Genomic DNA, 12,367 nt, shown 5'->3' on the forward strand with positions numbered 1-12,367 from the left:
ATAGTCCATAATAATGTCGAAAGTGCTTCGAATGAAAAATATAACGATTCCCAAAGCAATTGGAATATCAATATTCAACATCCCTGATTTGATGCTTTTGTAGGCCGAAACATAATAACCGCTGGCAGAATACAAGAAAGACGGCAAGGACAAGGCAAAAATCAACCAACGGAAAAATGGGCGATAATTGTCTAACCAATATTCCTTGACCTCAAAATATTCGGGAAAGGAAAGCAACATGATATTGCCAAAACAGAAGAAAGCCAACCCAAGTTTATATGTCAAACTCCTGTCGACATTGTTCTTTCCGGTTTCGTAATTTTCTAGACTGATGTAGGGTTCATAACCAATGGAACTCAATAAATGAACAATGGATTTAAGGGAAACCTCTTCGGGATTATACGTAATTCGGACTTTCTTTTCGGGAAAATTAACCTGTGACGTACTGATTCCTTTTTGGAGACGTTGCAAATTTTCGAGAATCCAAATACAGGAACTGCAATGAATATGGGGAATACTCAGTGAAACAATGGCCGTTTTATCTTCCTGGAATTCCAAAAGTTTTGAAACAATTCCTTCGTTGTCCAAGAAATCATATTTGCCTTTAATATCAAGAGGTGTTGCTCCTGGAGATTTTTCGAAATCATAATAACAAGACATGTCATTGAGACTAAAAATTTCGTAAACGGTCTTGCAACCATTGCAACAAAATTTTTTTTCATCAAAAATAATTTCTTCTTCCTTTACAATATCCAATCCGCAATGGAAACAGTTTTGCACTTCCATAAATTTTTCTAATTTTACAGGCCACAAATGTACTAAGAGACCAAATTAAAAATATGATAATTATCATATAATTTTGTAGATTTGCCGGAACTCGATTAATCTTTTTGTTTTATGGGTAAATGTGAACAATGTATTGTTAGAGAGCTTAGCTCCTTAAAAGCGCTCAACAAAGGTGAACTGTTAAGACTTGCCGAATGCAAAACCTCTTCTGTGATAAAAAAAGGTGACCCCATCTTTGAAGAAGGTGATACCGTAAATGGCATCTATTGCGTAACTGTGGGCGTTTGCAAACTATCTAAATTAAGTGCAAACGGAAAAGATCAAATTGTAAAATTAGTCAAAGCCGGAGAATTACTTGGACAACGTTCCATGATAAGTGATGAACCCGCTAATTTAAGTGCTGTTGCCCTTGAAGACATGGAAGTTTGCTTTATTCCAAAAAGTGAAGTCTTGAACTTTTTTGACACGAACAACCAGTTTTCAATGAATCTCATGAAAACCATTTGTGGTGATTTGAAGGAAACCAGCGATCATCTAGTTTCAGTTTCTCAAAAAACGGTTAAAGAACGATTGGCCGAAACACTAATTTATCTTCAAGAAACTTTTGGCAAAAATGAAGATGGCTCGTTACGCATTCAACTTTCCCGTGAAGAAATGGCTGGAATGATTGGAACAGCGACCGAAAGTTGCATTCGACTTTTATCCGATTTCAATAAATTAGGATTGATCGAACTGAATGGTAAAAAAATTATTTTAAAAGACATTGGCAAACTCAAAAGAATTGCCGACTAAGATTTAAATTTCAAATCTTAAACTTCTCTACAGTTTCTTTGCTTCGTTCCAAAAAACGTCCATTTCGGCCAAAGTCATGTCCATCAAAGGCTTGCCCAATCCCCCTGCTTTGCTTTCCAGGTATTGAAATCTTTTGATGAATTTTTTATTGGTACGTTCCAAAGCATCTTCGGGATTGATGTTTAAAAATCGGGCGTAGTTTATCATCGAAAACAATACGTCTCCAAATTCGGATTCCATTTTGTCTTGATTTCCAGCTTCTACCTCAACTTGTAGTTCCTGCAATTCTTCTTGAACTTTGTCCCAAACTTGATGTGGTTCTTCCCAATCGAAACCCACGCCTTTTACTTTGTCTTGAATTCGGCTGGCTTTGACCAATGCAGGCAAACTTTTTGGCACACCTTCAAGAACTGATTTTTTGCCTTCTTTGAGTTTTAATTTTTCCCAGTTTTGCTTGACTTCTTCCTCGTCTTTTACCAAGACGTCGCCATAAATATGTGGATGACGGTGAATAAGTTTTTCGCAGATTTCATTGCAAACATCGGCTATGTCAAAATCGTTGGTTTCGCTGCCAATTTTGGAATAAAAAACGATGTGCAACAACAAATCACCCAATTCTTTCTTGACTTCGTTCAAATCATTGTCCAAAATGGCATCGCCCAATTCGTATGTTTCTTCAATGGTCAAATGGCGTAAACTTTGCATGGTTTGTTTCTTGTCCCAAGGACATTTTTCACGCAAATCGTCCATTATGTTCAATAATCGTTCGAAGGCCTTGAGTTGGGTTAGTTTGGAGTTCATTGTGTTTTGGTTTTTTGTAAAAATAAGAAATCCTGTCAGGAAAACATCGTGACAGGATTAAAATATAGTATTAGAAAATTTAAATTATTCTTTCTTGGCTTTTGCTTTTTTGGCTGGAGCTTTTGCTTTTTCGGCAACTACTTCTTCAACTACGCTTTCTTTTATTTCTTCAGCGTTCTCAATTTTAGGCTCTTCTTTAGAAACCAATCCTTTTGATTGCAATAAGTTATACCAATTCAACACTTTCTTGATATCGGAAGGATACACTCTTTCTGAATCGTATTCTGGAAGAATTTCCGTAAAATAAGCAACCAGTTTAGCATTGTCTTCTTTATGGGAAATAGCCGGTCCTTCATTTTCTTTGATGGCAATGTTTCGCATCACTTCAGACAAAGGCTTTTCCTCGTTAACAGTGTAAATTGAAATTTCCGACAATAAACTTACGTTTACTTTCAATCCAACAGTGCTTTTTTTACCGTCAAGTAATGATTCGGCTACAAATCCTGTACGGGTTTGAACTTTTAAAGCATACAAACCTGGTTTTCCGGAAATTGATAATATTTTATCTAAATTCATTTTTAAGTCTTTATATTTTTTAATTTATTTTTTTTAATTGACAATGTTATTGAACGTTTATCTTCCTTTTTTATTACAAAACTTCATTCTATAATCAGGTCTGGATTTGCCCTCCATGATGTTTTGCAATTTTTTCTTGATCAATTGTTTCTTTAAAGAGGAAATCAAATCCGTAAACAAAATTCCTTCAATATGATCGTATTCGTGCTGAATGACTCTGGCTACCAAGCCATCAAAGACTTCGGTTTTCAGGTTAAAATCTTCATCACAATATTGAATGGTGATTTTTTCGTGTCTATAAACGTCTTCACGCACATCGGGAATACTAAGACAACCTTCGTTAAAACCCCAAATCTCACCTTCCTCTTTCAATATTTTGGCATTGATAAAAGTGCGTTTGAATCCTTTTAATTGATTTTGTTCTTCGATTGGCAAATCTTCATCATCGCCAAAAGGTGTGGTATCCATTACAAATAGACGAATGCTCAATCCTACTTGTGGCGCTGCAAGTCCCACTCCATAAGCATTATACATCGTTTCATACATATTGGCAATAATCTCCTTCAAGTTAGGATGTTCTGGAGTAATCTCCTCGCCTACCTTTCTTAAAACGGGATCGCCATATCCTACAATTGGTAAAATCATTAGTGTTGTATTAAGTATTATCTACTGAAAATTGAGAATTCCTTTTTCCTTAATTTCAGTTTGCAAAAATAGTAAAAAAATATGCATACAATTATCCTAAGATTAATAATTAAATTTAGTTTGAAAATCAAGGTCATTTATTCTAGAAATAGTATGGCACATTTCTTACCTTTGTATATAAAGCGTAATTTATGATAGAACAGATTCAAAAATTTACAGACAGCGCTTATTTTACCAATGCTTTAAAGGTAACCATAGCTGCCGTTATTCCTGTTTTATTGTTTACCTTTTGGGGAAATTTTGAGATAGGATTTACCATTGCCGTAGGTGCTTTTCTTACCTACCCCAGTGATATTCCCAGTAGCCTTAAAGACAAGATTCAGGGCGTCTTTGTTGCGGTGCTCCTTATTTCTGGCGCAAATTTGTTGGTCAACCTTACTTATCCTTATTCTTGGATTTTTTATCCTTTTTTGGCAATATTGATATTTTTCGTGTCAATGTTGTCCGTTTTTGGAAGAAGAGCCACGGTGGTTTCTTTTTCTGTCCTGCTTTCGGTTTCATTGGCATTTGCCCATCTGGGAACGGGCTGGGAACTGGTTCAACATGTACTGCTCCTGTTTGCCGGAGGCATGTTTTACTTACTGATTTCACTTCTTTTTAATTACATCTGGCCATACCGCTACCTCGAATTACAAATTTCAGAATGCATCAAACTGACTGCAAAATATTTAAAATTAAGAGGAGATCTTTGGAACCCTTATGCCGATAAAAAGGCAATTATTGAAAAACAGCTGCATCTTCAGGTAGAATTAAATGAAATTCATCAAAATATTAGAGAAGTGCTGATTAGCAATTATTCCGGCTCTTCAAACCAAAACCGAAAGCTTCTCATCGTTTTTATTTCGTTGTTGGAAATTCTTGAACTTGCATTATCCACATCTTTTGACCACAACAGACTGCATAAAAAATTTGAAAAACATCCAAAGGTATTGCTCACCTATCAAACTTTGGCATACAATCTTGCCTCAAGTTTAAAAAGACTTTCCAAGGGTGTAAAAAACAAAAATAAATTTGTGCCAAAGAACAACTTAATCAAAGATTTGAACGCATTGGAACTTGCCATTGCTGATTACAGTGCCAATCTAGCTGAAATTGAAGCTTCTGAAGGTGTTTTTATGTTAACCACCATGTTGCAATATGCCGAGAAACAGGTCGAAAAAATCAAAATTGTACAACGGGCGTTCTCCTCTAAAATTAGCTCCCACGATTTTAATGGAAAAGATAACGATTTAGAAAAATTCCTGATTCCGCAAAATTATCTTTGGAGCAACTTAATTGAAAATTTAAGCTTTTCCTCCACCATCTTCAGGCATTCATTGCGATTGACCGTGACCATTTTAGTGGGACTCGTCATTAGTAAAATACTCTATTTTCATAACGAATATTGGATTTTGCTAACCATAGTCGTTATCATGCGTCCCGGATATGGTTTGACAAAAAAAAGGTCATTCGAAAGGATTTTCGGAACAATTGCTGGCGGATTAATTGCTTTTGGAATTCTATATTTCGTCCACAACAACATTATAATTAGTTCACTTACAATCCTCTGCATTCTCTTAGGCTTTTCGTTTGCACAAACTAATTACAAAATTAGCGCAACCTTTGTCACCATGTATATTGTTTTTATATTCGGAATATTAACGCCAAATATTACCGAAGTGTTACAATATCGAGTCGTCGACACTCTTGTTGGAAGTCTATTGGCATTTCTTGCCAACCACTTTTTATGGCCTTCTTGGGAATTTTTAAAAATACCGGTATATTTGGAAGAATCCATTAAAGCAAATAAAAAATACTTGAAAGAAATCTCCCTGTTTTACAACAAAAAAGGCGAAGTTTCCACATCATATCGATTAGCCAGAAAAAATGCTTTTATCGAAATTGGAAATCTTATGGCTTCTTTTCAAAGAATGGCCCAAGAACCCAAATCAAAACAAAAACAATTGCCCCAAGTGTATAAACTAGCCGTTCTCAATCACACTTTACTTTCATCGTCAGCTTCATTGGGAACTTACATACAATCCCATAAAACGTCATCAGCATCGAAGGCATTTAATGTTGTGGTAAATACAGTTACAAAAAATCTTGACCACGCCATCATGCTTTTGAACGAAGACATTATAGATGAAGCTGAAAAAACGGATCAAGTTGATTTAGCACTTCGATTCACGGAATTAAAAAACATCCGAGCGAGAGAATTAAAAGAGGGAATTCCCTTGGATGAAGAGGCTTTTCAACTAAAAATGCAAGAAGCACAGTTGGTAATCGAACAATTAATTTGGCTCACCAATTTATCTGAAAACATTCTGAAAACAACAAAACTACTAATGGAACCTGAAAGCCAAAACTAAAATATAGTTCTTTAGAACATTTTTCGGGTTAAATAATCTTGCAACATTATAGTTGCCGAAATTTCGTCGATCAAGGCTTTGTTTTGGCGTTGTTTTTTGCTCATTCCACTATCAATCATCGACTGAAAAGCCATTTTCGAAGTAAAACGTTCGTCCACTCGAATGACTTTCATATCCGGAAAATGGTTTGTAAAATGCGTGACGAATCCCTTGATGATGGAAGCACTTTCAGAAGGTTGGCCGTTCATTTGCTTGGGTTCGCCAATGAGGACTGCTTCGACCTTTTCTTTGGTAAAATAAGCTTTCAGAAATTCGATGGCTGTGGATGATGGAATGGTCGTCAAACCCGAAGCGATAATTTGCAATTCATCGGTAACGGCTATTCCGGTGCGTTTTTGTCCGTAATCTATGGCGAGTATTCTTGGCATTATTCTTTGATTATTTCGCAAAGATACACAAGAAACAACACAATGTAAGACTAATAAAAATTTTCGAATTTTAAACAAAAAGAAGAAAAATGTTAGTATTTCAAAAACAAAGTAGTTTTCAAAAAAATCCAATTATCTTTGCCAATAAATTAGAAAAAAATGAACGAATTACAATCCATTATAGAACAAGCTTGGGAAAACCGCGCTTTGTTGCAAGAAACAAAAACAACTGATGCCATTAGATCAGTTATCGAATTATTAGATTCAGGAAAATTGCGTGTTGCTGAGCCAGTTGGCGAAGGTTGGCAAGTAAACGAATGGGTAAAAAAAGCCGTTGTTTTGTATTTTCCAATCCAAAAAATGGAAACTTGGGAAGCCGGAATCTTCAAATACAACGACAAAATGTTGTTAAAAAGAGATTATGCCGAAAAAGGAGTTCGCGTGGTTCCTGGAGCTTCTGCCCGTTATGGTGCTTTTTTGGCTAGTGGTGTGATTATGATGCCAAGTTATGTAAACATTGGTGCTTATGTTGATGCCGGAACAATGGTCGATACTTGGGCAACTGTGGGTAGTTGTGCACAAATTGGTAAAGACGTTCATCTTTCTGGTGGAGTTGGAATTGGTGGTGTTTTAGAACCTTTGCAAGCTGCACCAGTTATCATTGAAGACGGTGCTTTTATTGGTTCACGTTGTATTATTGTTGAAGGTGTTCACGTAGGAAAAGAAGCTGTTCTTGGTGCAAATGTATGCTTGACCGCTTCCACCAAAATTATTGATGTAACCGGCGAAACTCCTGTTGAAAGAAAAGGATTTGTTCCGGCTCGTTCCGTGGTGATTCCTGGAAGTTATACCAAAAAGTTTGCCGCAGGAGATTTCCAAGTGCCTTGCGCTTTGATCATCGGTACTCGTAAACCTTCAACCGATTTGAAAACTTCGTTGAACAATGCCTTGCGCGAATATGACGTGGCTGTTTAATTCTATTTCATAAAAAAATTGTACATTCCTCCCTCAAAAAGGGAGGTTTTTTTATACTATGAAAATACTGGTTATACAACAAAAAATGATTGGCGACGTGCTGGTAAGCAGCGTCATTTGCAACAATTTGCGCAAAGCCTATCCCGATGCCCAAATCGATTATTTGGTTTATGAATCAACTATTCCCGTATTGGAAGGCAATCCCAATATTGACAATGTGCTCTTGTTTCAGGAAAAACATCGCAAAAGCAAAAGAGAATTCCTGAATTTGGCTCTCGAAATTCGGAGAATCAAATACGATTTAATTATTGATGCCTATTCGAAATTGGAAAGCTGGCTGATTGTATTATTAAGTGGAGCCAAAAGAAAAATTTCCTATAAAAAACCAGGACGCACCTTTTTGTATACCGATAATGTTCCCTTTGCCGAGTTTCCTGAAACCAATTTGGGTTTGGCCATCGAAAGACGACTTTCGTTGTTGCAACCGCTTGACTTGAAAATCGAAATCGATCCTTTTCCAAAATTATTTGTAACCGAAAAAGAAAATAAACAAGCACTTGCACTTTTCGAACATCATCAAGTACGAAAAGACAGAAAAACAGTAATGATTAGCCTTTTGGGAAGCGAAAACTTAAAAACGTATCCATTGGAATATATGGCGAAAGTGGTCGATTTCATTGCCGATAGCCAAGATGTGAACATTCTTTTTAATTATTTTCCAAAGCAAATCAAGGACGCCAAAATCATTTTCGATGCTTGTAAACCTTCCACGCAAGAAAAAATTTATTTTGATTTGTTGGGCGGCGAATTAAGAGGATTTATAGCTCTTATGAACAATTGCGATTTGATTATTGGCAACGATGGTGGTGCTATCAATATGGCAAAAGCTTTAGAAAAACCCTCATTTATCATTTTTTCGCCTTGGATTGAAAAGAAAATTTGGGCCACTCTTGAAGATGGTTTAAAACATATTTCTGTACATTTGAATGACTTCAAACCCGAATTATTGGCTTCGAAAACAGAAAAAGAACTCAAAAAAAATGCGCTTTCGTTGTATCAAGAATTCGAACCCGAATTGTTCAAGGACAAAATGGAATTGTTTTTGAAACAGAATCTTTAAATCAAGACTTCCAGAATTTCAATTTCTTTTTCAGAAGTCTTTTTCTGGCAAAACGTTCTTGAAAATCATTGGTGCAAAACCACATTTTTTCGAAAATTTGAGCTTCAGTTTGAGCTGGATATAATTTAGCATATTCGTTGCTCATAAGGGCAATCATTTCCTTTTTGGGAGTCAAATGACTGAGGTTTTTCATTCTTGAATCAAAATCCATACTGTCGTGAAAATTCATTCGATTCAAATCGACCAAGAAAAAATCATAATTTCCTTCATCAGTTTTTTTTATTAAAGTATTGCCTGGAGAATGATCAAGAAACTCGATTCCTTTTTCGTGCAAATCGAATGAAAAACGGGTAAATTGTCTTAAAATGTTTTCGTGATCCGGAAAATCAGGAATTTCGACTAATTCCCTATAAGTCAAATCACATTGAAGGTGTTCACTTACATAATAACTGTCCTTGAGTCCAACAGCATCGTAATTTTCAAAATAAGCAATGGGCTGTGGTGTTCCAATTCCTTTTTCCAATAAGGTTGTGGCATATTCAAAGGAACGTCTAGCTTTGGATTTCCTGAAATATTTGTAGGCTATTTTATTTATTAGGTGTGGAATTTTGAAGGATTTGATGTTTATCGTTTTTCCTTCCTGTTCAAATAATTTGATTTTATTTCGTTGGCCATCGCCAAAGAGAATTCCTTTTGAATCAAAATTATTTATGCAATAAATAATTTGGTCCTTGTTAAATTTGGAGTCCTTGTTAAAAGTGTTAAGCATTATTTTTGACTATTTTACAGTAGCAACAGTGGCATATTGCACGTTTCTTATGTCCATTTGCGTAAACAAAAAAGGAATATTAAAAAGAATAGGTTTTATTGATTTGGTCACATTTATTCCTTCATGTTTTAGAATAGTATATCCTAATTCATTATACATGCGTTTGATGCTTTTACCGGTAAAAAAACGCAAATGCGTTTTATCCATTACGCCATGGTCCTCGTATTTCCAATCTTTCGAAAATAAAACTTTCGAAAAAGTCCTGAAAAATCTAACGTTTGGAATGGAACTAATAACAACTCCATTCTGGGTCAATTTAGATTTTAAAGTCTCCAAAACAGAATAAGGATCTACCAAATGCTCTAAAACATCATTTAAGTAAATCACCTCAAAATAACCGTCAGGAAGTTCGTTCAAGTGATTTTCGCAGGCACCAATCAATACTTTGTCCAAAACGTTCAAAGCAACTTTTGCTTCTTCTTCCATTAATTCAATTCCCCAAACTTCGGCATTATTTTTTTCTTTAACCAAAGTAGCAAAAGCTCCGTTTCCGCAACCAATATCCAGAACTTTTTGGGCCTTTTCAGGAAGATAGTTCAGCATTTCCTTTCGAACTTTATAATAGTACCCTTGTGGTTTGTCTTCGTAGTATTTCATATTGGTTTGTTTTTAATTTAAAATAACTTTAAGAAAAGTTGCGCATTTTTTACAAATATAAAAAAATAGCCCAACAAGACTCCATCCTTCTAATATTTAGCCAAAATTGGTTTCCAAAAATCGATAACCTTGGGCTTATTGATTCCGTGGCATCCAAATGGCATTTGATTATTGTTTAAAGCTAGCGCAATTTTCGGCTTTCGGTCTATTGCAAATTTTACGGCTTCTTTATAATCCGGAATTTTAAAATTAACGTCAAACTCTGGTGCTTTTAAAGACCAAAAAACATCTTCAATAGCATAAATTTTTTTCTCATTTGCATTTAAAACCTCTTGGATAAATTTTTCTTTTTGTTGCGCAATTGCAAAGTGTGAAGCAACTTTTCGCAATGAGAAACCTCCATTTCCGACTTTGAAAAAAGTTTGTTCGCGCTCATTTTTCTTTTTGGATCTAAATTTTCTGGCAATCCAATTAAAAAACCTTGACCCAATAGAATTTTTCTCACTTGCTATCCAAGGAGCACCTATGTAATCATAACCTTTTTTACACCATTCCGTTAATTCATCCTTGAAAACGAAGGCATCCAATTGATAAATCAATATATATTCGGCATCCATAAATCGCTCGTAAAATGAAGCCGAAAGCAACAACTCGTTGTACCCTTCTATACTCGCAAAATAGTTCTTGGAAAAAGTCACCACCTTTATATTTTTATGGTCATTGGTGATGTAAGAACTATCCAGTTCCTCGGGCTGAACCAGAATAATTTCATGATTTTTAAGTACTTTAACACATTGCAAAAATGACTTTTCTTCCAATTCTCCAAAATGTTTTTTGTATATCGGAATTATTATTTTGACTAAATCCTTCATAGATAGATTATCTTTTTTTTAAATGCAAACCGGAAACAATAAAAACTAGGATTAACCAGTCTAAACTTGGCCAATTTTATATCGATTGAACAAAAATAATCTTATAATCACAAGAATCAAGATTATTCTAAATTAAATTTAAGTTTAAAAACTTTTAGAATCCCTATTTTTGCAAAAATAATACTTACACAAGTAATGAATATCAACGAAGAAGTCCACAAAGCATTCGAAATAATAAAAGAAGGCGGAATTATCCTTTATCCAACGGACACCGTTTGGGGAATAGGTTGCGATGCCACAAACTCTGAAGCAGTCGCCAAAATATACAAACTCAAAAGACGAGCCGAGACCCAAAGCATGATTGTTTTGATGAACGGCGAAAAAATGATGTACAATGTCTTCAAGGACATTCCTGAAGTAGCTTGGCAAATTATGGATTTATCCGAAAAACCAACCACACTAATCCTGGACAAACCTCGAAATGTGGCATCCAATTTAATTGCTACCGACAATACTTTGGGCATCAGAATCGTGAAAGAACCTTTCTGTTTCAAATTAATGGAAAAGATGCGAAAACCATTGGTTTCCACATCGGCAAATATTTCGGGGCAACCGACTCCCATTGCCTTCAAAGATATTAGTCCAGAAATTGTAAAAGGAGTGGACTATGTTGTAAATTTGCACCACGATAAAATTGCAGGAAAACCTTCCACAATCATAAAATTGACAAGTGATTCCCAAGTAAAAGTTATAAGAAAGTAATAAATTTACCGCAGATTCGCAGATTTTAATTTTTATTATATGGAAGAGTATCTATCAGCAGATGAAACTTATAAAATAATTGGAATTCTATTTGAAGTTCATAAAATTCTTGGAAAAGGTTTCTCTGAAATTGTATATTAAAGATGCTTTAGAATTTGAATTCAATGAAAATAACATCCCATATGAGCGAGAAAAAGAATATTTTGTTAACTATAAAAACACAATTTTGAAGCATCAATTTTATGCCGATTTTGTACTTTATAATTCAATTATTTTAGAAATTAAAACTGTAGATTGCTTTAATAACAACCATTATAATCAATGCTTAAATTATCTAAAAGTATCTGATAATGAATTAGCACTATTAGTGAATTTCAATTCTGTTTCATTAGAATACAAACGAATTGTTCACACAAAAAAATAAAAAAATCTGCGAATCTGCGGTAGATCCTTATGAATTACAAATCAGCCTTAAATAATAAAATATTCGAAGTCATTTCTCAAGCTTCCCAGGAACTTCATGTTGAAAGCTACGTGATTGGCGGTTTCGTGAGAGATTTACTCCTTGAAAGAGATTTCAAAAAAGACATCGATGTGGTTGCCGTGGGAAGCGGAATAGAATTAGCCCTTAAAGTTTCGGAATTACTGCCCAACAAACCAAAAGTACAGGTTTTTAAAACTTATGGAACGGCAATGTTGCGTTTTGAAGACACCGAAATCGAATTTGTGGGTGCTCGAAAAGAATCCTATCATTTTGAAAGCCGAAATCCTGT

At 35.0% G+C, this 12,367-nt stretch carries 15 protein-coding genes and 1 pseudogene; 8 read left to right on the top strand and 8 right to left on the bottom strand.

The window, feature by feature from the left end:
- Positions 1 to 786, bottom strand: a 786-nt coding sequence (locus tag C0430_RS08040; protein WP_290867852.1) for a heavy metal translocating P-type ATPase metal-binding domain-containing protein, incomplete at its 3' end; no start/stop codon positions are given.
- A gap of 111 nt (positions 787 to 897) precedes the next feature.
- Here C0430_RS08040 and C0430_RS08045 point away from each other — a divergent pair.
- The gene (locus C0430_RS08045; protein WP_290867856.1) at positions 898 to 1,578 is read left to right on the top strand and encodes a Crp/Fnr family transcriptional regulator; all 681 of its coding nucleotides are present in this window, start codon (positions 898 to 900) and stop codon (positions 1,576 to 1,578) included.
- A 27-nt stretch (positions 1,579 to 1,605) separates the two neighbouring features.
- Here the strand turns inward: C0430_RS08045 and mazG are convergent, their stop codons facing one another.
- The 3 genes from mazG to def all read right to left on the bottom strand — a co-directional run bounded on the left by mazG (position 1,606) and on the right by def (position 3,600).
- A complete protein-coding gene (gene mazG, locus C0430_RS08050; protein ID WP_290867859.1) occupies positions 1,606 to 2,379 on the bottom strand; it encodes a nucleoside triphosphate pyrophosphohydrolase in 774 nt (257 codons plus the stop codon).
- An 84-nt stretch (positions 2,380 to 2,463) separates the two neighbouring features.
- Positions 2,464 to 2,955 carry a DUF5606 domain-containing protein gene (locus C0430_RS08055; RefSeq protein WP_290867862.1) on the bottom strand — a complete coding sequence of 164 codons (492 nt, stop codon included), beginning with the start codon at positions 2,953 to 2,955 and terminating at the stop codon, positions 2,464 to 2,466.
- A 57-nt stretch (positions 2,956 to 3,012) separates the two neighbouring features.
- Positions 3,013 to 3,600: a peptide deformylase gene (gene def / locus C0430_RS08060; protein ID WP_290867865.1), complete on the bottom strand. Its 588-nt coding sequence runs from the start codon at positions 3,598 to 3,600 to the stop codon at positions 3,013 to 3,015.
- A 191-nt stretch (positions 3,601 to 3,791) separates the two neighbouring features.
- Here def and C0430_RS08065 point away from each other — a divergent pair, with 191 nt between their 5' ends.
- Positions 3,792 to 6,011 carry an FUSC family membrane protein gene (locus tag C0430_RS08065; RefSeq protein ID WP_290867870.1) on the top strand — a complete coding sequence of 740 codons (2,220 nt, stop codon included), beginning with the start codon at positions 3,792 to 3,794 and terminating at the stop codon, positions 6,009 to 6,011.
- An 11-nt stretch (positions 6,012 to 6,022) separates the two neighbouring features.
- On the opposite strand, the gene ruvX is transcribed toward C0430_RS08065, so the two are convergent.
- Complete coding sequence (gene ruvX, locus C0430_RS08070) at positions 6,023 to 6,439, bottom strand: Holliday junction resolvase RuvX (RefSeq protein ID WP_290867874.1); 417 nt, start codon at positions 6,437 to 6,439, stop codon at positions 6,023 to 6,025.
- Positions 6,440 to 6,598: 159 nt separating this feature from the next.
- On the opposite strand from ruvX, the gene C0430_RS08075 reads away from it, so the two are divergent.
- Both C0430_RS08075 and C0430_RS08080 read left to right on the top strand, forming a co-directional pair.
- Entirely contained in the window at positions 6,599 to 7,414 is an 816-nt protein-coding gene (locus tag C0430_RS08075) for a 2,3,4,5-tetrahydropyridine-2,6-dicarboxylate N-succinyltransferase (RefSeq protein WP_290867877.1), read from the top strand.
- A 58-nt stretch (positions 7,415 to 7,472) separates the two neighbouring features.
- Positions 7,473 to 8,534, top strand: coding sequence for a glycosyltransferase family 9 protein (locus C0430_RS08080; RefSeq protein WP_290867880.1), 1,062 nt, complete (start codon positions 7,473 to 7,475; stop codon positions 8,532 to 8,534).
- A gap of 1 nt (position 8,535) precedes the next feature.
- Here C0430_RS08080 and C0430_RS08085 read toward each other — a convergent pair whose 3' ends face one another.
- The 3 genes from C0430_RS08085 to C0430_RS08095 form a co-directional block, all read right to left on the bottom strand.
- Entirely contained in the window at positions 8,536 to 9,303 is a 768-nt protein-coding gene (locus tag C0430_RS08085) for a lipopolysaccharide kinase InaA family protein (RefSeq protein WP_290867883.1), read from the bottom strand.
- A gap of 9 nt (positions 9,304 to 9,312) precedes the next feature.
- On the bottom strand, positions 9,313 to 9,960 hold the full coding sequence (locus C0430_RS08090) for a class I SAM-dependent methyltransferase (protein WP_290867886.1): 648 nt from the start codon (positions 9,958 to 9,960) through the stop codon (positions 9,313 to 9,315).
- A gap of 89 nt (positions 9,961 to 10,049) precedes the next feature.
- Positions 10,050 to 10,832, bottom strand: a complete 783-nt coding sequence (locus C0430_RS08095) for a DUF5672 family protein (RefSeq protein WP_290867889.1) — start codon at positions 10,830 to 10,832, stop codon at positions 10,050 to 10,052.
- Between the two features lie 195 nt (positions 10,833 to 11,027).
- On the opposite strand from C0430_RS08095, the gene C0430_RS08100 reads away from it, so the two are divergent.
- The 4 genes and pseudogenes from C0430_RS08100 to C0430_RS08110 form a co-directional block, all read left to right on the top strand.
- Complete coding sequence (locus C0430_RS08100) at positions 11,028 to 11,594, top strand: L-threonylcarbamoyladenylate synthase (RefSeq protein WP_290867893.1); 567 nt, start codon at positions 11,028 to 11,030, stop codon at positions 11,592 to 11,594.
- A 39-nt stretch (positions 11,595 to 11,633) separates the two neighbouring features.
- On the top strand, positions 11,634 to 11,735 hold the full coding sequence (locus C0430_RS13400) for a GxxExxY protein (protein ID WP_366559324.1): 102 nt from the start codon (positions 11,634 to 11,636) through the stop codon (positions 11,733 to 11,735).
- On the top strand, positions 11,725 to 12,018 hold the full coding sequence (locus tag C0430_RS08105) for a GxxExxY protein (protein ID WP_366559325.1): 294 nt from the start codon (positions 11,725 to 11,727) through the stop codon (positions 12,016 to 12,018). The genes C0430_RS13400 and C0430_RS08105 overlap by 11 nt, the downstream gene beginning before the upstream one ends.
- Before the next feature lie 29 nt (positions 12,019 to 12,047).
- Positions 12,048 to 12,367 (top strand): annotated as a pseudogene (locus tag C0430_RS08110) (tRNA nucleotidyltransferase); the annotation flags it as partial.

Source organism: Flavobacterium sp. (genome assembly GCF_013823965.1).
Classification (GTDB): Bacteria; Bacteroidota; Bacteroidia; order Flavobacteriales; family Flavobacteriaceae; genus Flavobacterium.